Origin of the sequence: Porifericola rhodea (assembly GCF_030506305.1) — a bacterium.
GTDB lineage: Bacteria > Bacteroidota > Bacteroidia > Cytophagales > Cyclobacteriaceae > Catalinimonas > Catalinimonas rhodea.
In genome coordinates this window covers 843125-865360 of record NZ_CP119421.1, presented here as the reverse complement: position 1 = coordinate 865360, position 22236 = coordinate 843125, and the positions used below count along the sequence as shown (strand labels likewise).

16 protein-coding genes are annotated in these 22236 nt (G+C 44.2%); 12 read left to right on the top strand and 4 right to left on the bottom strand.

All coding sequences use genetic code 11. The features are described 5' to 3' along the window. The first annotated feature begins 20 nt into the window (after positions 1 to 20). From PZB74_RS03725 to PZB74_RS03690, 8 genes are all read left to right on the top strand, one after another. Positions 21 to 1517 carry a RagB/SusD family nutrient uptake outer membrane protein gene (locus tag PZB74_RS03725; protein WP_302240892.1) on the top strand — a complete coding sequence of 499 codons (1497 nt, stop codon included), beginning with the start codon at positions 21 to 23 and terminating at the stop codon, positions 1515 to 1517. 233 nt (positions 1518 to 1750) lie between these two features. Next, complete coding sequence (locus tag PZB74_RS03720; RefSeq protein WP_302240891.1) at positions 1751 to 4456, top strand: c-type cytochrome; 2706 nt, start codon at positions 1751 to 1753, stop codon at positions 4454 to 4456. Positions 4457 to 4560: 104 nt separating this feature from the next. Continuing rightward, positions 4561 to 5340 carry a 3-keto-disaccharide hydrolase gene (locus PZB74_RS03715; RefSeq protein WP_302240889.1) on the top strand — a complete coding sequence of 260 codons (780 nt, stop codon included), beginning with the start codon at positions 4561 to 4563 and terminating at the stop codon, positions 5338 to 5340. Between the two features lie 49 nt (positions 5341 to 5389). Then, entirely contained in the window at positions 5390 to 6466 is a 1077-nt protein-coding gene (locus tag PZB74_RS03710) for an aldose 1-epimerase family protein (RefSeq protein WP_302240888.1), read from the top strand. A 14-nt stretch (positions 6467 to 6480) separates the two neighbouring features. Then, on the top strand, positions 6481 to 7704 hold the full coding sequence (locus tag PZB74_RS03705; RefSeq protein WP_302240886.1) for a class I mannose-6-phosphate isomerase: 1224 nt from the start codon (positions 6481 to 6483) through the stop codon (positions 7702 to 7704). Positions 7705 to 7752: 48 nt separating this feature from the next. After that, positions 7753 to 8805, top strand: a complete 1053-nt coding sequence (locus PZB74_RS03700) for a sugar phosphate isomerase/epimerase family protein (RefSeq protein WP_302240885.1) — start codon at positions 7753 to 7755, stop codon at positions 8803 to 8805. A 27-nt stretch (positions 8806 to 8832) separates the two neighbouring features. Beyond that, positions 8833 to 9987, top strand: coding sequence for a Gfo/Idh/MocA family protein (locus PZB74_RS03695; protein WP_302240884.1), 1155 nt, complete (start codon positions 8833 to 8835; stop codon positions 9985 to 9987). 275 nt (positions 9988 to 10262) lie between these two features. Then, a complete protein-coding gene (locus tag PZB74_RS03690; RefSeq protein WP_302240881.1) occupies positions 10263 to 10907 on the top strand; it encodes an RNA polymerase sigma factor in 645 nt (214 codons plus the stop codon). A gap of 46 nt (positions 10908 to 10953) precedes the next feature. On the opposite strand, the gene PZB74_RS03685 is transcribed toward PZB74_RS03690, so the two are convergent. Next, entirely contained in the window at positions 10954 to 14106 is a 3153-nt protein-coding gene (locus tag PZB74_RS03685; RefSeq protein WP_302240879.1) for a WD40/YVTN/BNR-like repeat-containing protein, read from the bottom strand. Positions 14107 to 14298: 192 nt separating this feature from the next. Between PZB74_RS03685 and PZB74_RS03680 the strand changes: the two genes are divergently transcribed. Continuing rightward, positions 14299 to 15252, top strand: a complete 954-nt coding sequence (locus PZB74_RS03680) for a hypothetical protein (RefSeq protein WP_302240877.1) — start codon at positions 14299 to 14301, stop codon at positions 15250 to 15252. 1 nt (position 15253) lies between these two features. Here the strand turns inward: PZB74_RS03680 and PZB74_RS03675 are convergent, their stop codons facing one another. Both PZB74_RS03675 and PZB74_RS03670 read right to left on the bottom strand, forming a co-directional pair. Next, complete coding sequence (locus PZB74_RS03675; RefSeq protein ID WP_302240876.1) at positions 15254 to 15508, bottom strand: DUF7218 family protein; 255 nt, start codon at positions 15506 to 15508, stop codon at positions 15254 to 15256. 187 nt (positions 15509 to 15695) lie between these two features. Further along, positions 15696 to 16094, bottom strand: coding sequence for a hypothetical protein (locus tag PZB74_RS03670; RefSeq protein ID WP_302240874.1), 399 nt, complete (start codon positions 16092 to 16094; stop codon positions 15696 to 15698). Positions 16095 to 16303: 209 nt separating this feature from the next. Here PZB74_RS03670 and PZB74_RS03665 point away from each other — a divergent pair, with 209 nt between their 5' ends. Further along, on the top strand, positions 16304 to 18916 hold the full coding sequence (locus tag PZB74_RS03665; protein WP_302240872.1) for a DUF5686 and carboxypeptidase regulatory-like domain-containing protein: 2613 nt from the start codon (positions 16304 to 16306) through the stop codon (positions 18914 to 18916). 402 nt (positions 18917 to 19318) lie between these two features. Here the strand turns inward: PZB74_RS03665 and PZB74_RS03660 are convergent, their stop codons facing one another. Further along, positions 19319 to 20110: a glycoside hydrolase family 16 protein gene (locus PZB74_RS03660; protein WP_302240870.1), complete on the bottom strand. Its 792-nt coding sequence runs from the start codon at positions 20108 to 20110 to the stop codon at positions 19319 to 19321. 109 nt (positions 20111 to 20219) lie between these two features. Here PZB74_RS03660 and PZB74_RS03655 point away from each other — a divergent pair, with 109 nt between their 5' ends. Together PZB74_RS03655 and PZB74_RS03650 are read left to right on the top strand one after the other, a co-directional pair. Continuing rightward, the gene (locus tag PZB74_RS03655; protein WP_302240868.1) at positions 20220 to 20669 is read left to right on the top strand and encodes a hypothetical protein; all 450 of its coding nucleotides are present in this window, start codon (positions 20220 to 20222) and stop codon (positions 20667 to 20669) included. A gap of 74 nt (positions 20670 to 20743) precedes the next feature. Beyond that, the gene (locus PZB74_RS03650; protein ID WP_302240865.1) at positions 20744 to 22153 is read left to right on the top strand and encodes a M20/M25/M40 family metallo-hydrolase; all 1410 of its coding nucleotides are present in this window, start codon (positions 20744 to 20746) and stop codon (positions 22151 to 22153) included. The last annotated feature ends 83 nt before the right edge of the window (positions 22154 to 22236 follow it).

Below are 22236 nucleotides of genomic sequence, written 5' to 3'. Positions count from 1 at the left end.
AATCTAATGCTATGCAAAACATGAAAAAAATATTCATCATAATTATACTCTTGAACTTAAGCGCAATTAGCTGTCAGGATGATTTTCTGACAATAGTGCCTGAAACCTCTTTAAGTTCGGCTACCTTTTTTAAAACAGAAGCGGATTTTCAGCAGGCTGTAAATGGAGCTTATGTGCCTCTCAGGAATATTGTAAACGACAGAGCCTGGCTACTGGGCGAGATGCATTCCGACAATACTTACTATGCTCGTAATATCCTTTTTGGAGCCACCGAGCAGCAGGAAGATATCGCTGATTTTGCTATTCCCAGCGATGGTGGAGTAACCACTAATACCCACGTGCTCAACCAGTACCGACTGGACTATCAGATCATTGCCCGTACTAATCAGATTCTTTCTGCCATAGATGAAGTAGAGTTTGACGCTGAGTCTAAAAACAACCTGAAAGGTCAGGCGCTTTTTCTGAGAGGGTATGCCTATTTTGAGTTAGTACGTTATTTTGGGCAGGCTCCACTGCATCTTTCTCCGGTAACAGAGCGAGAAGAAGCGGCACTACCACTTTCTACTGAAGAGGAACTCTATGCCCAGATCATCAGCGATGTAGAAGAAGCTACCAGACTGCTGCCACCAAAATCTCAGCAGGGTGACGGAAGAGCTACTTCCGGAGCTGCCAAAACCTTGCTGGCAAACGTATATATTGTACAGCAAAAATGGGCTGAGGCCGAAGCCTTGCTAAAAGAGGTGGTCAACAGCGGAGAATATGAGCTGATGCCTGAGTATGCTGACGCTTTCTCTACCAGTACCGGTAACAAAAACAATCAAGAGTCAGTGTTTGAAGTGCAGTTCAAAGAAGGCCCTGATGGGCTTAATGGAGATTTTCTTTATCGTTTTATGCCTCGCCCTATCACTCAGGAAGAGCTGGTAACAATTACCGGTACCTCTAATCCTCAGCCCCTGAACGGAGAAGGTAACAATATTCCTACACCTGATATAATTGCGGCTTACGAAGAAGGGGATAAGAGGAAAGAGGCTTCCATCGGCTACATACAAATTTCGGGTAGCTTCTGGAAAGATGGAGTCTACCCTTATATTAAAAAGTACGCTGAGCCTCATGCTCTGCACAACAATCATGGTATGAACTGGCCCATCTACCGCTACTCAGAAGTGCTGCTGTTCTTGGCAGAGGCATTACATGAGCAGGGTAAATCCGGAGAGGCTGCTGACTACCTTAACCAGGTAAGGAGCCGCGCCGGATTGGCGCCAGCGAGCGGCGATCTACGTGAGGCCATCTATCAGGAAAGAAGAGTAGAGCTAGCCTTTGAAAATAAACGTTGGTTTGACCTGGTAAGAACGGGTCGTGCCATAGAGGTGATCACTGCTTATGGCAACAGAATTAAAGCTAACCCTCAGGACTATTACTATCCTGAAGAGGCTGAGCCCCGGAGTAATGCATTTTCTAATATCAGTTTGTATTATGCCCTTCCTGCTGACGAGGCAGACTTGAGTCCACACTTTTAAAAACATAATACAATTGTAAAACTTTTAACTATAACACACTGGTAAGTACTCTGGCTAGCCAGTGTGTTTTTTTGCCCAACCCAAGACCGGACCCAAGAAAAGCATAATAGTACAGGATACCCTCAAATGCTATTCTTGCTAAATTGTCCTTTTCAGAAATCTGTCTGATTAGGAGATTTTATGGACAAATTCCATTACCTTTTAAGAAAACACAATTGAGACATACACAGCCTATGAATTCGTTTCCACGCACATTTACAGCAATAATGTTGCTTTTCGCTCTGATAGCTTCTGCCTGTAATAGTGTGCAAGACAGTACCTCTGAGCAAGAGAAAGAGCCACTACACCCTAAAATAGAAAAGCTTAAGCTTCAGGATGGTTTTAAAGCGGAGCATTTGTATAGCCCTTCAGAAAACGAAATGGGCTCCTGGGTTTCTATGACTTTTGATGATCAGGGAAGACTAATCACCTCCGATCAGTATGGTGCCCTTTATCGTCTGACATTAGCTCCTATTGGCTCCGACTCCCTGGCACCCCAGATAGAGAAGCTTAAAATAGAAACAGAAGAAGCAGTAGCGGATTCAATTATTCAGATGGGCTACGCTCAGGGATTATTGTGGGCTTTCAATAGCCTATACGTTATGGTAAACCACCGCAGTAACGATGAGTTTGAGAAAGGTAGTGGGCTTTACCGTTTGCAGGATACCAATAACAACGATCAGTTTGATAAAATTACACTGCTCAAATCGCTGGAAGGAGCCGGTGAGCATGGCCCACACAGTATAGTGCCCAGCCCGGATGGTCAATCGCTGTATGTAATTGCGGGTAACCATACCGATGTGCCCGAAATGGATGCCTATCGCATTCCTAAAGTTTGGCAAAACGATAACCTTTTTCCTCTGATCAAAGATCCCCGCGGGCATGCTAATGATCGTGAGGCCCCTGGTGGCTGGATCGCCAGGATAGACTCTTTGGGAGAACGCTGGGAAATGGTAGCTGCGGGCTTCCGTAATCCTTTTGACCTGGCTTTTAACAATGCTGGCGATATGTTTACCTACGACTCGGATATGGAGTGGGACCTGGGGATGCCCTGGTACCGTCCTACCCGTATATGCCACGTGCCTAGCGGAGCGGAATTTGGCTGGCGTACTGGCAATGGTAAGTGGTCACCTGCCTACCCCGACAACTTGCCCGCAGTGCTTAATATAGGGCAAGGCTCACCTACAGGAGTGCTACACGGCAAAAGCTCTGCCTTTCCTGCACGCTACCAGGATGCACTTTTCGCTTTTGACTGGAGTTTTGGAATTATTTATGCCGTACACCTGCAACCGCAGGGTGCTTCTTACACTGCCGAAAGAGAGGAGTTTCTTTCCGGTATGCCGCTTCCGCTTACCGATGGTGTTATAGGCCCGGATGGTGCAATGTATTTTATGACGGGCGGGCGTCGCCTGGACTCTGACCTTTATCGTGTGTATTTTGATGGAGAAAATACTGACGTAACTTTAGCTTCTATGGCTGATGAAGAGATGCCTGAGGCGCATCAGCTGAGAAAAGAACTGGAGCAGTATCATGAAACAGCCAAAGCCGGAGGGCTGGAGGCTGCCTGGCCTCATCTTAAGCATGAAGACCGCTTTGTTCGTTACGCCGCACGTATAGCGGTAGAGCATCAGCCGCTTAACAACTGGCAGAGCAAAGTACTCAATGAAGAAGACCCCTACACCAAAATTCAGGGTATGGTAGCATTGGCCAAGCATGGCAAGCCCGCTATTAAAGATCAGATGCTTAATAAGTTGATGGAAGTAGACTATACCAGCCTGAGCGAGCTACAGCAACTCGACCTGTTGCGTGCCGTTGAGCTTACGCTGGCTCGTATGGGCATGCCTTCAGCTACTACCAGGCAAAAACTGATCGGCTACCTGAACCCCCATTACCCTGCCGGTAAAGAAGTACTGAACAGCACACTTAGTAAAGTACTGGTATATCTGGACGACCCTGAAGTTATAGAAACTACCCTCAACCTACTTGAAGAAGATGAGGGTAAGGCATCCGAACAGGCTGAGGGTGCTACTGAAAGCTCGGACCTTATCCTGAGAAACCCTCAGTATGGTCTGGATATCGCTCGTATGCTTAAGGATATACCACCTGCCCAGCAGACTTATTATGCTACGGTTTTGAGTAAACAAAGATCTGGCTGGACCCCAGAGCTTAGAGAACGCTATTTTAAGTGGTTTTATCAGGCTTTTGACTTTGAAGGAGGTAACAGTTATATCGGCTTTATAGACAAAGCTCGTAAAGAAGCTTTGTCACATGTGCCTAAAAGTGAGTTTGATTATTACAACGAACTATCGGGCGACTCTCTCCTCACTAATAACGGTCGCGACCTGGCAAATGTACCGCAACCCGAAGGGCCACGTAACAACTGGAAGTTGGAGGAAGCCCTGGCCGTATTGGATAGCGGTGGTTTGGAGAATAGAAATTTTGAAACAGGTAAAAACATGTACGCTGCTACCCGCTGTATCACCTGCCATAGCATGCGAGGCGAAGGTGGCATCATTGGTCCTGACCTGACTCAACTTGGTACCCGCTTCTCAGCAGAAGATATGATAGAAGCTATTGTAGAGCCTAACGAAACTATCTCAGACCAGTACGCTTCTACAGTACTTTATCTTAAAAATGGTCAGTCAGTAGTGGGTAGACTTACCGATCAGGATGAAGAGAAATACTACATTTCACAGAATCCATTTGCTCCGGATCACATCCGCGAAGTGCCTAAAGATGAGGTAACAGATACTAAGCTATCATCAGTATCCGTAATGCCTCCCGGCCTGATCAACCCGATGAATGAAAATGAGCTTAGAGACCTGATTGCCTACCTGATGGCGGGCGGAAATCCTGACCACCCTATTTATAAGGAGGGGGCAGAAGAAGCAACAGAATAAGAACAACCATAAAATAGTCTTATCAGTGGTTCGTTCTCAGACGGAGGGCAGCCACACTACTAATACAACAACCAATGCTACACAATCACATTTTTAAGTGTTTCATGATCTTATGCTCCTGCTGGCTGGCCTCGTGCCAGTCAGCAGCTGAGCAGGATACCAGCGTGCAGTCAGAAGAAAACAGTACAGAGGAAGTAGAAGCAGATCATGAAGGTTTCATCTCTATTTTTGATGGTAATAGCCTGGAGGGTTGGGAAGGTGATCCTAAGCTATGGCGTGCAGAAAATGGTGTGCTTATTGGAGAAATTAAGCCAGACAATCTTATAGAAAATAATTCATTTATCATCTGGCAGGGAGGTGAGCTGCAAGACTTTGAATTTAAAACGGAGTTTCGTATTTCTCAAAGTGGCAATAGTGGTATCAACTACCGTAGCGAGCGCATAGACACCCTGCCGTACGCCCTGAGAGGCTACCAGGCTGATATTGATGGTAAGCATACCTATACCGGGCAAAATTACGAAGAGAAAAAACGTACTACCCTTGCCTATCGCGGACAAAAAACAACTGTAAACAGTCAGCAAAACCCTGAAGAAGCTAATTCTTTACGAGCTAATATTGAAAGAAATGCCTGGCTGCCTACAGAAGTAAAAGAGCAGATTGGTGGCAATGAAGAACTGAAAAACCATATACGGGAAGGCTGGAACGAGTGCCATCTGGTAATTAAAGGAAATAAACTACAGCACTACGTCAACGGAGTGCTAATGAGCGAAGTCACAGATAATGATACAGTAAATAGAAATATGTCTGGCTTGTTGGGCGTTCAGGTACATGTAGGCCCACCTATGAAAGTAGAGTACAGAAACATCAGGCTTAAAAAGTTATAGAGATACACTTCTACTCATTTTTTAACTTTTAAATCAGTCATATTTTAAAGTGGATAATCAACTACAATATAAAAACTGGCAGGGTAAAGTATCTAATCATACACAACTGGGAGGCATAGAAACCTCTGTGCTGGATAATGGCCTGGGAAGAGGTAGCCGCATTGCCTGGATTAATACAGGTACTGGCCTGCGCTATAAAGTGGTGCTGGATCGGGCTATGGATATTGTAGATGCTTTTTATAACCAACACAGTCTGTCATGGATAAGCTATGGGGGTATTACGCCTCCTCAGCCTACCCAGCTGCGGGGGCTGGACTGGCTTAAAGTATTTGGAGGGGGCCTACTCACCAGCTGTGGCCTTACCCACATAGGCGGGCCTGAAGAGGATGTATATGGTGCCAGAGGTTTACACGATCAGGTAAGCAATACCCCTGCACAGATTGAATCTATAGTGCAACCCGACCCTTTTAGCGGTAAGCTGGAGATGAGCATTAGCGGAAGCATGAAGCTTAGTCAGGTTTTTGGACCTCATCTGGAGCTCAAACGTACCATCTCCGGCACACTGGGCTCTGCCAGCATCCACATTCAGGACGAAGTTATTAATAGAGGAAACAGTATTGCGCCGCATATGATGCTCTACCACGTCAACCTGGGGTGGCCGCTGGTAGACGAAGGGGCAGAGATATTCTGGAAGGGAAAATGGCAGGCTCGTGAAAGCGATAATACCGTCATATTCTCCGAAGATAATAACTTTCGTAAGTGCCCTCCGCCGCTGGAGAGCCATAGCAGAGGAGGAGAAGAAGCTGCCTTTATAGATGTGGAAGCTGATGATAAAGGCATATGTACCTGTGGTGTTTATAACAGACAACTAGAACTGGCACTTTCTCTAAGCTACCAAAAATCGCAGCTGCCATGGCTTACCAACTGGCAGCATTGGGGCAAAGGAGAATATGTAAGCGGGCTGGAGCCGGGAACGCATCCCCCGATAGGGCAGGCCGAAGCCAGAGAGATGGATACACTAATCCATCTGGAGCCCGGAGATAGCCGTACTTATGCCTTAACTTTTGAAGTACGTGAAGGCAAAGAGCTAGTAGAAAAATTTTTAGATGACAACAACTTAAGATGAAATAACCAACTTTTATGGAAACAATTGAGAAAATGAGTTTGGCAAAAGATGCCCTGGATCAGGGAAAAGGAATACTAAGGCTTGCCCCCACCTGGGTGCCCCGTTCCTTCTGTGTGCCCGGCCGTAGAATCAAACTGCACCCCGATGATTATTATGTGCTGGGTGGTGAGCGTGGTGGTATAGATGAGCGATGGTTTTCGTCTACTACACCCGCAAAAAATGGGCCCCTCACCGGAGAAAATGAGGGTTTGAGTGCCGTTGTTTTCACCGATGGCAGTAAAGAAAAGCAAGTATTGCTGAGGGATGCAGTGAGCGAGCTCAAAGGTGCACTGATAGGTGATCGTATCTGGAAGGAGCATGAAAGCTGGCCGATGTACTCCAAATTTTTTGACAATATGGGGCCTCTTCCTCATCATGTGCACCACAATGATGAGCATGCCAAGCTTATCGGGCAACTGGGCAAGCCAGAGGCATATTACTTTCCTCCTCAGCTCAACAATCATGGTGGAGACTTCCCTTACACCTTTTTCGGTATTTCTCCGGGAACTACCAAAGAGGAGCTGCGCCGCTGTCTGGAAAACTTTACCAAAGGGGATAATAAAATTACGAATTACTCTTCGGCTTTCCGCCTGGAGCCGGGTACCGGATGGGATGTGCCTCCCGGGCTGTTACATGCTCCGGGGAGTATGTGTACTTATGAGCCACAAAAAGCCTCTGACGTATTTGCTATGTATCAGTCGTTGGTCAACGAGGCTATCATCCCCGAAGAATTGCTATGGAATGGCACACCTAAAGACAGAATAGGTGACTTTGATCAGCTAATTGAGGTTCTGGACTGGGAGCTAAATGTAGACCCTAATATGAAAGAGAACAGGTTTATGGCACCCAAGCCGGTAAAACCTGTAGAAGAAATGAAGTCTGAAGGCTACATTGAAAACTGGATATGCTATAAGTCAGATGCTTTTAGTGCTAAAGAGCTTACAGTAATGCCAGGGGCTACTGTTACCATTAAAGATAGTGCTGCCTACGGTATGATTATGATGCAGGGGCATGGCAAAATGGGTGTTTGGGACATAGAAACACCTGCTCTGATCCGTTACGGAGAGCTTACGCACGACGAATACTTTGTAAGTGAAGGCGCGGCAAAAGAGGGTGTTAAAATCACCAATGCTTCTAAAACAGATCCTATCGTTATGCTTAAGCACTTTGGGCCCAATAACCCGGATCTGGTACTTTAAGCTAATACAAAGAATCACTTTTTTTCATGCTAATAAATAACCTAAATCATGAACGATCACAATTTTCCTAAACTACACAATGCCACCTGGCCTGGCATCGTAGGTAAAGGGCCTGACTCTGAGCCTGTTATTCCATTGGATGAGATGCTCAAAATGACCGCTGCTGCTGAAGTAAATGGTGTTAAGTTTGATGGTGTAGACCTGGGGTTGCTAGATCCGCACATCAACATTGACAGTAGTGATGATGAAATTAAAAGCCTGGCGGATAAAATAGCTGGCTATAACCTCAAGGTAGGCAGCCTGGTAGCTCCGGTATGGGGTGGTCCTATTTTGGGTAGCGAAGCCGATCGTAAGACCTATGTAGAAATGGTACGCAAAGCCTGTCATTTTGGTAAAGTACTTCGCGAGCATGGTGTACGCTCTTATGGCGTTATACGAATAGACTCTGCGAGTTCTCCAGAAGATTGGGCAAAAGACCCGGAAGGCAGTAACAAGCTGATCGTAAAAACTTTTCAGGAGGCCTGTGATGTAGCGGCTGACTATGGTGAAAAGCTGGCTGCCGAAGGTGAAATCTGCTGGGCAGGTATGCATAGCTGGAAAACAATGGTGCAAACGCTGGAAGCGGTAGACCGGAAAAATATTGGTTTTCAGGCAGATATGTCGCATACTCTGCTTTATCTGTTGGGTTACAACCGTCCAGAAGACCGCATTCTCCCTCAGGATTTTGACTGGTCGGATCGTGCTACCCTGGAAGCAGCACTGAAAAAAGTTACACAGGCGCTGCGTCCCTGGACAATAGATTTTCATGTAGCACAAAATGATGGTACAGTACACGGTACCGGTTCTCATGATAAAACTGGTCGCCACTGCCTGGCTACTGACCCTAACGGTAAGCTGGATGTGGTAAAAGATGCAGGCTTCTGGCTTAGAGACGAAAACGGTGAGCTTACCAAAGCATTTAAGCATATCTGCTGGGATGGCTGTATGTTTGATAATGCTGTAATGACCCAGCAACAGACATGGAACGACATTCTGGCCATGTTAATTAAAGTAAGAGAAGCACATGGCTGGAAGCAGGAAGAAAAAGAGGCTGCTTATTAATCCCCAAAAATCAATACAACAACACCTATGCATAATAAGAAAGAACTGAGAATTGGCCTGATTGGTAGAGGTTTGATGGCCCGCACTCATACAAATGCCTATAAAAGAATTGGAGACTTTTTTCCGGAGCTGGAATACAGGCCAGTACTTAAGGCTGTTTGTGCACGCTCTGAAGATAAAATAAAGGAGTTTGCAGAACAGTGGGGCTATGAGTCTTATGAAACAGACTGGAAAGCTCTCATCGCTCGTGACGATATAGATGCTGTAGACATTTGTACGCCCAATAGTACCCATGCAGAAATCGCTATCGCTGCTGCCGAGGCTGGCAAAATGATTCTTTGCGAAAAGCCCCTTAGCCGTACCGTGGAAGAAGGACAACGTATGGTAGATGCTATTAACAAAGCGGGTGTCAAAAATACAGTTTGGTATAATTACCGACGCGTACCGGCAGTAACTTTAATCAAGCAGATTGTAGACTCCGGAAAGCTGGGCCGTATTTTCCATTACCGGGCTAACTTCCTGCAAGACTGGACCATCAGTCCCGAGTTACCACAGGGTGGAGAGGCTCTCTGGCGCCTGGATGCCGCAACAGCAGGCTCAGGAGTAACCGGAGACCTTCTCGCACACTGTATAGACACGGCAATGTGGCTCAATGGTGGCATTACCGATGTCTCAGCGATGACAGAGACTTTTATTAAAGAGCGAGTCCATCAGGAAAGTGGTAAGGTACAAAAGGTAAATATAGATGATGCCTGCGTATTCCATTGTCATTTTGCTAATGGTTCCCTTGGCTTGTTTGAGGCCACCCGTTATGCTCGTGGGCATAAGGCTCTATACACGCTGGAAATTAATGGGGAGCATGCCTCTTTACGATGGGACCTACACGACATGAATCATTTGGAGTATTTTGACCATGATGATGATTCGGTAGTGAGAGGGTGGCGCTCCATATTAGTAACCGATAGTGATCAACCTTATATGAAAAGGTGGTGGATTCCTGGTACATCTATTGGGTATGAGCACTCTTTTATCCATCAGGCCGCTGATTTCTTCAAGAGTCTGGAAGGTAATGAGCCATGTGCACCCACTTTTAAAGATGCCCTAGAAACCCAGAAAGTATGTGAGGCAGTACTGGAGTCTGCTTCTTCTCGTGCCTGGAAGGACACTCAGGTAGAGTGGTAAAAAGCTAAAATTAATATTTTCATCTAGTTAGTTTAGAGCAGGTGTATTGGTAATTGCTACCAGTATTACCTGCTCTTTTTTTTGAGTTCAGGAGTGCTTCATAATGAGCTGTTTATACAGCACAGTACAGGATGACAATCGCTGGTACTTTAGCTTTCTTTTATCATATATTCTGGGAGTAATTATGCTCAGAAAAGCTTTAATCCGGGCTCTTGGAGTATAAGTTTTGTAAGTCCGATATGTAAACCCTACAGGAATACTCAAACCTATCTACCATGATTCAGGAAAAAACTTTAGATACGAGCGAAGACTATTTGTGGGCTGCCTTTCGTGAAGGTAGCGAAAATGCCTTCGACCTGATTTATGGAAAAATGTTTTCTGTACTTTACGACTATGGCTATCGTTTGTGTCAGGATGAAGAGGTGGTGAAAGATTGTATACAGAACATTTTTATAGAAATATGGCAGAAAAGGGAACAAGTGCCACAGGTATATTCTCTCAAGCACTATTTTCTAAAAATAATGCGGCGCAAAGTCTTCAAGGTCTACGAATGTAATAGAGAACATACAGTTCAAGCATTTTATCTGGAGAGCAGTCTGCACAGGGGGGGTGCCTCAAACTTTCCTGTGCTTGGTGTAGAGGCAGAGCTGGAGGAAGTTTCCCCTCTTACGGTGCGTAGGCTTAAGGAAGCAATCACTCAGCTGAGCACCCGAAAAAAAGAGGCTATACTGCTTAAGTTTTTTGAAAACTTAAGCTATGGTGAGATTAGTGAAGTAATGGGCCTTCGGGATCCCAAATATGCCCGGCAGTTGATATATCGTAGCCTGGATGAATTAAGAAAACATTTAAAGAGCAGCTATGGCCTCAGCTTTTCAGACTGCGCCTTATATACTGCACTTTTGTTGGTGTTTTTAACATAAAAAAAGCGGCACCAAGGCCGCTTTAAGTTAAGTATAGTACAATTAATTACTCTAGTCTGATAGGTTCGTAGTCTTTAAAAAAGCTAAGCTCCGCTGCTTCAACCTTATCCTGATATTCGATCCAAGGGCCAGTAAAAAAACTGTTTACTGTTTCTATTGGCTCTTGCAAGCTAATTTTAAGATGAGAAAGTACCCGGCGCTGCGTTTCATTGCTGGCATTCCAGAACGCACCCAGATAATTGCCGGCAGCTCCTAGCTTACCACTTACAATGTGTGGGTCTCTTAAAATGCCTTGTACATCTTCCTTCTGAGCAATCAGTTCTTTATACATCTTTATAGAATCCTGAAGACTTCTGGCCATCTCCTTAAGCTGCTGAGCTGCATCATCTTCTCGTTCGCTTAGCTGTTGGTTAATCAGCTGTATGCTGCTTTTGGCCTCGTTGAGCTGATCTACAGCCTGGGTAGCCATTTGCATATAGCGCATATACTCTTCGCTCATTTGCTGGCGTGCCATCAATTCAGTATCACTCAGTTGAATACGAGGGTCAAGCAATACTTTTACGATAGTAGCATCCTGCCAGTCACCATAGGTAATGCGTACAGTATACTCACCAGGTAGTACTGGAAAGCCGGCAGGCTCATTAGTGTTTTTATCTTTAGGTTTGGGAGTGTCAGGGTCACGAACACCCTTGCTATACAGATCCCAGTTAAGTCGGTTCAGGCCCGCCTGAGCTTCGGCTCTAAAAGTACGGATTACCTCATCCTCTGTATTTAATACTTCTACTAATACACTGTCCTTTTCAGCAAGTGTGCTATCTTTTTCTTTCTTGGTGATTTCTTTCAGGCTAAAAGTAATGTTAGCTCCAAAAGGTCGGTTTTTGCCTTCATAAATTGCATCTCCCTGAAAACGAGTACCTGCAGCCTGCTTGTAAAGTGCCTGATAAGCTGTAGGGGCTTCAAATACATGGAGGTTTTCTTCCAACAGATCTGCACCTTCCTGCGCAAGCGCTCTAAGTGGACGAATATCATCCAGAATATAGGCTGCCCGCCCAAAAGTACCAATGATCAGGTCATGCTCCCTTGGGTGAATTTTAAGGTCCATAGTAGGTACATGAGGATAATTTTTGCCCCATTTCGTCCAGTTTTCTCCTTTGTCTATGCTTACGTAGAGTCCGGTTTCTGTTCCTAAAAACAGCAATTTGGGCTCTACAGGATCTTGCACAATAGAGAGCGCAAAGGCATCAGCATCTTCTTCATTTACAAGGCGAGTCCAACTCTTTCCATAATTATTGGTATGGTATACATATGGTGTCCAGTTGTTACGTCGGTGGTCATCAAATACTACAAATGCTTCTGCCGCATCATACTTAGATGCATGAATCTGATGCACCCAGGTGTTTTTTGGCAAGTCTTTAATGTGGCTTACTACATTCTCCCAATTGTTGCCTCCATCACGGGTCAGTTGCACATTACCATCGTCAGTGCCTACCCAGATTATATCTTTCTGAGCCAGACTAGGTGCTATGCTGGTAATGGTAGTATGGTTTTCTGCCTGAGTAGCATCAAGGGTAAGGCCGCCACTTTCCAGCTGTTTTTGTTTGCTGCTATCGTTGGTAGTAAGGTCTGGAGAGATGATCTCCCAATGCTCTCCCCGGTCGGTACTTTTATGCAAAAACTGACTGCCGTAGTAAATGGTACGCTCATCAAAGGGGTCATGCGCAATTGCAGCATCCCAATTAAAACGCAAAAACACATCAGCCTGGGGGTGTGCCGGTTTAATGTATTGTGAGTTGCCGGTTTCTAAGTCTACTCTTTGCAGGTTGCCGCCCTGCCACATGGCATAGAGGTAACGTGCATTACTGGAGTCGGGCACCACATCAAAGCCGTCTCCAAAAGCTACTTCTTCCCAGTAGCCGTTACGTATACCTCCGGCACGCCAGGTGTAGGCGGGGCCTCTCCATGAGCCATTGTCCTGCATGCCACCCATTACATTATAAGGCACTTCCATATCGTAATTGATGTGGTAAAACTGAGCTAAGGGCAGGTTTTCTATAAACCTCCAGCTTTCGCCATGGTCTCTGGTAATTGCCAGGCCACCATCATTGCCATCAATCATAAAGCCAGGGTTATCTGGGTGTATATACCAGGCATGGTGATCTACATGAATTTTGTCAAAGCCCAGAAGAATCTCAAAAGTCTTACCTCCATCTTCGCTTATGCGCACACTAGAGGCTATGCTGTAGAGACGGTTCTCGTTATGCGGATCTACAGCCAGGTCTGCATAATAAAAAGGGCGGCTCCCTATGTTTTCTGTAGCGGTTTGCTTCCAGTTTTTACCTCCATCTTCCGAGCGAAAAATGGCGTTCTTTTCAGACTCCACAAAAGCGTAGACAATCTTAGAGTTGCCCGGGGCTATGGCTAAGCCTATTTTACCAATTTCTCCTTTGGGCAATCCGTCTTTGTCAGTACGTTTCTCCCAGTTTTTACCTCCATCATAACTTACATAGAGGCCTGAACCTGGACCACCAGACTTAAAAAACCAGGGCCAGCGACGAAACTCCCACATGCCTACCATCAGCTTTTCTGGGTTGTTAGGGTCCATAACCATATCGCCTACCCCGGTGCGGGAGTTAACATAGAGAATTCTCTCCCAACTTTCACCTCCATCGCTACTCTTATATACTCCACGAGTTTCGGTGTCTTCCCAGGCAGCGCCCTGTACTCCTGCATATACAATATCCGGGTTATCCGGGTGTACAAATACCCTGTGGATATTACGACTGTCTTCCAGGCCAAGGTGTTTCCAGGTTTTGCCGCCATCAAGCGTTTTGTACATGCCATTACCGGCCGACTGACTATTACGGGGGTTTCCTTCTCCACTGCCTACATAAATAATATCAGGGTTTTTCTGATAAATGGCTATCGCTCCAATAGAAGCTACAGGCTGCTCATCAAAAATAGGCTGCCAGTGGGTGCCTCCTCCTTCGGACTTCCACAAGCCACCAGAGGCTGAGCCAATGTAGATGATATCTGGGTTTTGTGTTACTACATCTATTGCCGTTACGCGACCACTCATACCGGCAGGGCCTATGCTACGAGGTAGCATGCCTTCCTCAATTTTGCTCATGTCCAGTTGCTGAGCAGTAAGCCAATGACCCATACAAAGGCAAAGTGCCAGGCACAAATAAAAGTGCTTCATAGGTTAAGTTGTTAAAATGATAATTAGGTAATGTAATTTTTGCAATTAGTTCAAATATAAGGGTAGGTAGCAAGAATGTCATAAAATTGAGTGGGAATATTGAGAGCGTTCTGAGGGAAGACTTTGTAGGTTAAAGAATAGTTTTTTGATATATTAAGTGTAATTACTTTTTGCTACTCAACTACTACTGGTATGAGCGTTCGTCAGATATTTTTTTCTGCAATGTCTGTTAGCGTAGTGTTTTTTGTAGTTGTTATGGTCTGGGATGTAGTAAGCGAACATAAAGGCAAACAGCAGTTAGTCTACAAACCTTCTCAAAAGACGAATAATGAAGCCCCTCATGCACGTTTTATACCTCTCAAGTATTATTATAAACATTTACGTTATATAGAAGGAAAACTAAATGGAAAGGACTGCAAGCTATTGTTTACTACCGGAGGCGGGGAGACTATCCTCACGCCAGGCTTGTTTGCAGAACACTATGGTGCAGATACCATAGGAGGCATCAGGCTAGGCAAAGAAAGCCTTTCTTTCAGCAAGAAGTATGACCTTAAGCTTGAGGTAGAAGGTCTTGTACTTGAGCACGAGTATGCTTTAGTAAAAGATGTGATGAACAGTTTACCAGAGGGCTTTCCCAAAATTGATGGCATTGTCTCCATGAAGGCTTTCGGAGAACATGCTCTTACGGTAGACCTGAGAAGTCGGAGGTTAATAGTTGAGGATGAAAAGAGTATGGATAAGCTTGCCGACGGGCTTGTACCTCTGGAACTGCGTTATCTAAAAGCTGCCAACGAAGTAGGTATGTCGCTACTTGCCAGCTTGGAAACGGCCGAAGGACAAATGTGGTTTGAACTGGATAACGGCAGAAAAAGAAACGTACTAAATTTTCAAAAGTCTTTGCAGGTGCTGGAAAACAGCGAATACTTTGAGAAGCTAGAAGATAAAAGTAAGTACACAGTAAGTGAAATAGATGTGTTGGGTTTGTGCGCTAGACCTGCCAGCCTGGCTGTAAAAATAGAGTATCAAACCATAGGAGATGGTGTGCTGGGCGCGCATTTCTTCAGAGATTTTATGCTCACCTTTGATATCAAAAAAGGACGACTTTACTGCCGTCCTCATGTATTGTCTGAATTTTGTAATTCTTAAATTAGTGATTCCTAAGGGCTTCTATCAGCTCATCTTTGCTCATATCGCTACGCCCTTCTATTCCTACTTCTTTAGCTTTTTGGTAAAGCTCTTTTTTAGTTCTTTCTTCGTATTTTTCGCCTTTGCCACCCTTCTTTCCTACCTCATGACGATCGGAGTTGGCAATGCGAGCAGCTTTTTCTTTACTGTAGCCTTTTTCTCTTAAGTCTTCATAGACTTCGTCGTCTTTAATTTGCGGGCCATGATCTTTTGCCATATATCTTAAGTTTAAAAAGTTAATGTTTAGTAAACTACAGTAGTTAAACCCACAAAAGCTAAGCTTGTTTGTCTGTAGTATAAAAACCGATGTGCTCTCTAGGGCATGGTGAGTAATAGGGTAAAAAAAAGAGCATAACCTAGGTCACACTCTCGTATTATATTTTCAGCTTGGTGTAGAGACTGTATTAGTAATCGTCATCCCCCTCTTCGTCATCCTCGTCATCATCCATAGAGTAGGCATCATCGTAAGATTTTTTCTTACTGCCGGAGTTATCCTCGTCTTCATCGTCAGAGTCTGCCAGATCAGCATCTTTTGCATCATCCATAGAGAAGTCATCTCTTAGTGTTCCATCAGTATCGTAGTCTTCGTCGTCTTCAATAATCTGGTGAGCCTCAGTTATTGTCATACGGATGAGATAATAAATATCTTGAGTCTCAAAAGGTAATGCGGAAACACGTTTGCCTTCTTTATTTGTAAAACTAATTAGGTGGTCTGCAAAGCCGTTCGGGTAAGTCATTTTCACCTGTGCAGTCACCTCTTCAGGAAGATTTTCATAATCTTTTACAATCCTCTTTTTTTCCATAACTGATACTAAAATTTGATAATGCTATAAAGCTGACGATTATTGTTTTCTGACAGTGACAAAGTAGCACTATTCACTATATTTTTCAAAAAGCTAGAATTTTTTTTAAGCATGTATATGATGCTAAACACTGATATGATATTTTGTTTGCAACATGCAGCTTTTATTTGAGCAATGCATTTAAATAATTGATCAATTTTACAGCCCGGATGAGAATTTTCACTACACTATGCCTTTGCCTTTGCCTTTGCCTTTGTAGCCTATGCGCCTATACACAGGGGATAAAAGGTACAGTTTACACATCAGAAGGACAGCCTCTACCGTACGCTACAATTTACATTAAAGCAATGGAAACAGGAGCCAGTACTAATGCTGATGGGGTTTACGAAATAGACCTGAGTACTGGTAGCTACGAGTTGGTTTTTCAGCATTTGGGCTATGCTGCAGTAGTGAAAAAAGTGAATATTGAAAATGAGTACCTGAGCATGGATGTAACGCTGCCAGAGCAGACGATACAGCTAAAGGAAGTAGAAGTGAATGCCGGAGCAGAAGACCCTGCCTACACCATAATGCGTAAGGCTATTGCTAAAAGTAAATTTCACAGACTACAGGTGCAGAGCTACCAGGCCAGAGTATACATAAAAGGTGCGGGTAGGGTAAAAGATGTACCATTCTTTTTGGAGAGAGCATTTGAAAAAGAAGGCGTAGACTCTTCTACAGTGTTTATTACAGAGTCGGTAAGCGAGGTTACTTTTGAGCAGCCTAATACGATCAAAGAAAATATTATTTCTATCCGGGCTATTGGAGAAGAAAATAATACCAGCCCCAATATGTATATCAACAATAGCTTTTATAATCCTGAGCTGGTAGGCATTATCTCTCCTCTTTCTCCGAGGGCTTTCGCGTATTACAAGTTTAGGTTTGAAGGAAGTTTTATAGACAGAGGGCTGGAGGTAAACAAAATCAGAGTGATCCCTCGCTCTCGTGGTGATGATGTGCTTAACGGCTATATTTATATCATAGAAGATCTCTGGAGCATACATAGCCTAAACATGTTTGCTTATAAGCAAGGCTTTAAAATAGGTATCAAGCAGATTTATGCCCCCATTCAGGAAAAGGTCTGGATGCCGGTTAACCACAATATAGAAGCCTCAGGCAAAATACTGGGAGTAGCTTTTGAGTATAAATATCTGGCCACCGTTAGCGACTATCAACTTACACTTAACCCTGATTTACAGGTAGAACTGGAAGTAATAGACGAGAAAGTAGAAGAAGATCTGGCACAAGCCCTGAAAAAAGAAGAGCAGATGGAAAAGGCACTAAGGGCAGACTCGCTCAATATTTTTCAGGAGAAAAAGCGTTTTACTCGTAAAGAGCTGCGCAAAACCCTAAAAGCCTACGAAAAAGAAATAGAAAAAAACGATGCCGCTCCTGATGTGATAGAAAACCGGAGTATGCAAATAGATACGCTGGCATACGAGAAAGACTCTTCTTATTGGGCTGATATGCGACCTATACCCCTTAGCCAGAGAGAGAAGAAGAGTTACCATAAGCTAGACAGCATGGCGATAGTGGAAAAGGAAGAAAGAGAAGTCGAAGAAAGAGGTACCAGCAGAGCCAGAACTAATGAGGGCGTGACCAAATTACTTTTTGGTACTACAGTAAAGCTTGGTAAGCATAGTTCGCTGGAATATCAATCTCCAGTTAGTGAGTTTAACTTTAATACGGTAGAGGGCTATCATTTTACAGTCCCTCTGGTACTTCGTACCCGCGCATTCAGGCATGACCTCCACCTTTCTCCTACAGCGCGCTACGCTTTTGCCCGAGATAAAATTAGTGCAAAACTGGCTGTTGATTATTTTTTCCATGACACTCGTCTGCAATTGGAGGGTGGAAGATATATAGAACAGTTAAACAAGCATGAACCTATACATCCGTTTATCAATACCGTAAGCACCCTGCTCTACGAAAAAAATTATATAAAGCTGTACGAAAAAGATTATGCTCAGCTGGGAGTGAGACAAAAAGTTGCAGATAAACTAAGGCTGGAAGTACAACTGCAATGGGCTCGCCGCATGCCTTTAGCAAACAATTCTACTCACCAGTGGCGTGATCTGGAAAGTAGAGTGTACTCTTCAAATTTCCCTGACAATATAGAGCTGCAAAGTACTGCCTTTATTGCTCATGACGCTTTAACTTTAACAGTAGAAAGTCATTATCAGCCATTTTTAAAGTATAAAGTGCTCAACGGGAAAAAAAGACTGGCCAATACCCGTTCACCCGCATTTAGAGTAAGCTACCAACAAGCTATTGCGGGAAGCCACGAGCTGATGCCTGACTATCAGTTGCTGGAGGTAGGGGTGCAGCATCAATGGAGCTTAGGCATAAGAGGAAGGTTAGATTATAATGTTTATGCGGGAAGCTTCCTGAGCCGTGATTTGCTATACTTTATGGACTTCAAACATTTTATGGGCAACCAGACGGTAGTGCAGACCGGCGACCCGGTAGCTAGTTTTCGCCTGCTGGATTACTATGCTTACAGTACCTCAAATAATTATTTGGGTACTCATATGTATTATCAGTTTCGTAAATTTTTGCTTACTCAGATATTTGATGTACGCCTGCTGGGTATTAAAGAGAATATCATTTTTAACTACCTGAAGACAGAGAGCTCTCCGCACTACATAGAAACTGGCTACAGCCTGGACAATATTCTAAGGTTTTTAAGAGTAGAAGCAGTAGCGAATTTTGTGGAAGGAAAATACCAGGATTTTGGAGTCAGAATAGGTATTTCCACCAATTTAGAAGAGCTTTTCGAATAAAGAAAGGTTTGCCATAACGGCAAACCCTACTACACTACCTAATCTATGAGAAAAAAAGTTTAAAAAATTTAAGTAATCTTCAGCTTAAAAAATATACTAAGCTAATGACAAGCACCTTGCCAATTGGTGACAATACGTAAAAAACAGCTTTTGGTAGCATATTAGGGGAAGTACTTCCCCATGTGCTGAGGTTTTTTATCCTCTCGCTGTGGAACTAGTGCACTCCCTTCTTAATTGTGTTCAAAAATTTCATTCAATCAGACAATTATTGCAATGCAAAAAAAGGCGACTCCAAATTTTGGCGTCGCCTTTTTTGCCCATGATCCACAAAATATGTGATTTAAATAGAAGAAAAGATTTACAAAAAAGTGGTCATATGACTGACAATTGCTCGCTGGCTACTTATGGTTTTGCCTGATATACCCGTACGTAGTCTATGATCATTTGCTGAGGCCATATATTTTCGTCCACTCCTTTTGCGCCACCCCAGTTACCGCCTACTGCCACATTCAGAATCAGGTAGAATGCTTTGTTAAAAGGCCAGGCAGCCTCAGTACCTTCATTTGTAAAACTGTGATAAAGTTTATCATCCAGGTACCACCTGATCTCTTCTGCTGTCCACTCAATAGCATACTCATGAAAGGTCTCATTGAAGTCTGATACCTGAATCTGCTGACCTACCTGCGTATCTTTCATATGGTTATAGGCTTCGGTATGTACAGTGCCGTGTACTACACCCGGATCATAGCCTACATGCTCCATAATATCAATTTCACCATCGCTAGGCCAGTTTAAAGAAGGCAGATCTGGCAACATCCATATTGCCGGCCAGGTACCTCTACCTTTGGGAAGTTTAGCACTTACTTCTATTCTTCCGTATTGCCAGGCCTGCTGGCCTCGTGTTACAAGCTTGGCAGAAGTGTAGACATTGTTCTCGTACTGTTCTTTTCGGGCGGTAATTAGTAGCTGTCCATCTTTTACGCTTACATTGTCCGGATCCGCTTCTGTGTAGTATTGTAGTTCATTATTTCCCCAACCATGTCCTCCTACATCATACGTCCATTTCTCAGGGTCAGGTAAGCCATTGTAGTTAAATTCATCAGCCCATACCAGCTCCATATCATTTTGAGCTCTGGCAGTGGTAATGTGTAGTAGAAAACACATTATCAGGCAGTTGTACAATAATGTATGCATACAATTAGTATTTGGTAGATACAACAAACTACAAAAAATGTAGTATGCTGCTCTCATGCCTAAAAAAATAATTTCTATCTTAGCCATTTTGTGAAGAGAAGAGAAGCCCATGTTTACCGTCTGCCGATTACTACTTATCTGTGTATGCATTTGTATTAGTGCTAACTTTCTTATAGCTCAGTCAGCGAGCAATCCCTGGAAGTTACTGGCGGATGTGGATATAAAAGACCGTTATGATGAAGAGGCAGGCTATGAAATATCTTATCCGGTATTTGGTGATAAAGCCCAACAGCTAAATGGAAAAATTATTACGGTTGAGGGGTATATGATACCTTATGAAGTCTACCTTGGCCCCAAATATTTTATCTTATCCTCTTTGCCTATTGCTGCCTGCTTCTTTTGTGGAGGGGCCGGCCCGGAGACCGTTATGGAAGTATTTACTACCCATTCCATAGAGCTTACGGATGAAACTATAAAGGTGAGAGGCAGGCTGGAGCTTAATCCGGACGACCCCGATCGTATGATGTACATTTTAAAAGATGCTAAGCTGGTAAAATAGCCAGCACTCAAAAAAACTGGCCTCAAACCTCTGTATTATTAATAATTTATACTGCAAACCTTAGGAATAATCACATGAAACACAGCCCGTTTGTATTACTTATCGCGATATTGTGCTGCGTAGAATCAGTATTGGCGCAAAAGAAAGTAGACCCGGAGCAACAAATGATCCGTAGCATCTACGACGAAACGCTTACTCAGGGCGAAGCATATGAAAACTTACGCTACCTCTGCAAAAACATAGGTGGAAGGGTAGCTGGCTCCCCTCAAAATGCGGCTGCTGTAGAGTGGGCTCGGCAACTGATGGAGAGTTATGGCTTTGACAAAGTTTTTTTACAGGAAGTGATGGTGCCACATTGGGTACGTGGACAAAAAGAAATAGCTCGTGTCGTGAACTCTAAAAAGCTGGGAACTCAGGAACTGAACATTACTGCACTGGGTAATGCAGTGGGTACCGGCCCGGAGGGAGTACTGGCAGAGGTGGTAGAAGTACAAAACTTTGAGCAACTGGCGGAGCTGGGGCGTGAGCAGCTAGAGGGCAAAATAGTATTCTACAACCGCCCTATGGATCAAACCCAGATACAAACCGGTACAGCTTATGGTATGGCAGGAAACCAGCGTAGAAGCGGCCCTTCAGAAGCCGCTAAATATGGTGCGGTAGGTGCCATAGTACGTTCGCTCTCTACAGATTTTGATGACTATCCGCATACCGGTAGTACTGTTTATACCTTCAATCTGCCTAAAATTCCAGCAGTGGCAATCAGCACCAATGACGCTGACCTGCTAAGCCATCTGCTAAAAGATGACACAGAGCTTAAACTTTATTTTGAAACGCACTGCCAAATACTGGATGATGTAATGTCTTACAATGTGGTGGGTGAAATTACTGGTAGTGAGTATCCCGAAGAATATATTGTAGTGGGAGGCCATCTGGACTCCTGGGATCTGGCAGAGGGCGCCCACGATGACGGTGCAGGGGTAGTGCATTCTATAGAGGTACTCCGTACGTTACAGGCTATTGGCTACCAGCCCAAGCGTAGTGTCAGAGCTGTACTATTTGCTAATGAAGAAAATGGCCTGGCCGGAGGTAAAAAATATGCGGAGCTTGCCGAGGAAAATAAAGAAAAACACTATGCTGCTATAGAGTCGGATGCCGGCGGTTTTACGCCCCGGGGCTTTAGTATGGATGTAAGCGATGAAGCCTACGAACGTATTCAGAGCTGGAAGCCTTTGCTTATGCCCTATGATCTGCATAAGTTTGACAAAGGAGGAAGTGGTGCGGACATCAGTGCTCTTAAACCGCAGGGAGTAGAGCTTATTGGCCTTCGCCCTGACTCTCAGCGCTATTTTGATATGCACCATTCTGCTCAGGACGTGTTTGAGATTGTAGATCGCCGAGAGCTCTTACTAGGTGCTGCCGCCATGAGTTCGCTGGTGTACCTGATAGATAGCCAGGGGCTTTATCCTAAGCAGAGAGGAAAGTAGAAAGAACTGTCCGAGCAGTTTTAAAAATACAGTTTAGTCATCCTTTAGGTTGACAGTTTCAAGAAGAGGGGCTTGTGAATATT

Excerpts from the sequence above, each read along its gene's own strand:
- PZB74_RS03725 (WP_302240892.1), top strand. The coding sequence starts at position 21 with ATGAAAAAAATATTCATCATAATTATACTCTTGAACTTAAGCGCAATT.
- PZB74_RS03665 (WP_302240872.1), top strand. The coding sequence starts at position 16,304 with ATGAGAATTTTCACTACACTATGCCTTTGCCTTTGCCTTTGCCTTTGT.
- PZB74_RS03650 (WP_302240865.1), top strand. The coding sequence starts at position 20,744 with ATGAAACACAGCCCGTTTGTATTACTTATCGCGATATTGTGCTGCGTA.
- PZB74_RS03695 (WP_302240884.1), top strand. The coding sequence starts at position 8,833 with ATGCATAATAAGAAAGAACTGAGAATTGGCCTGATTGGTAGAGGTTTG.
- PZB74_RS03690 (WP_302240881.1), top strand. The coding sequence starts at position 10,263 with ATGATTCAGGAAAAAACTTTAGATACGAGCGAAGACTATTTGTGGGCT.
- PZB74_RS03660 (WP_302240870.1), bottom strand. The coding sequence starts at position 20,110 with ATGCATACATTATTGTACAACTGCCTGATAATGTGTTTTCTACTACAC.
- PZB74_RS03675 (WP_302240876.1), bottom strand. The coding sequence starts at position 15,508 with ATGGCAAAAGATCATGGCCCGCAAATTAAAGACGACGAAGTCTATGAA.
- PZB74_RS03715 (WP_302240889.1), top strand. The coding sequence starts at position 4,561 with ATGATCTTATGCTCCTGCTGGCTGGCCTCGTGCCAGTCAGCAGCTGAG.
- PZB74_RS03685 (WP_302240879.1), bottom strand. The coding sequence starts at position 14,106 with ATGAAGCACTTTTATTTGTGCCTGGCACTTTGCCTTTGTATGGGTCAT.
- PZB74_RS03670 (WP_302240874.1), bottom strand. The coding sequence starts at position 16,094 with ATGGAAAAAAAGAGGATTGTAAAAGATTATGAAAATCTTCCTGAAGAG.
- PZB74_RS03680 (WP_302240877.1), top strand. The coding sequence starts at position 14,299 with ATGAGCGTTCGTCAGATATTTTTTTCTGCAATGTCTGTTAGCGTAGTG.
- PZB74_RS03655 (WP_302240868.1), top strand. The coding sequence starts at position 20,220 with ATGTTTACCGTCTGCCGATTACTACTTATCTGTGTATGCATTTGTATT.
- PZB74_RS03700 (WP_302240885.1), top strand. The coding sequence starts at position 7,753 with ATGAACGATCACAATTTTCCTAAACTACACAATGCCACCTGGCCTGGC.
- PZB74_RS03720 (WP_302240891.1), top strand. The coding sequence starts at position 1,751 with ATGAATTCGTTTCCACGCACATTTACAGCAATAATGTTGCTTTTCGCT.
- PZB74_RS03705 (WP_302240886.1), top strand. The coding sequence starts at position 6,481 with ATGGAAACAATTGAGAAAATGAGTTTGGCAAAAGATGCCCTGGATCAG.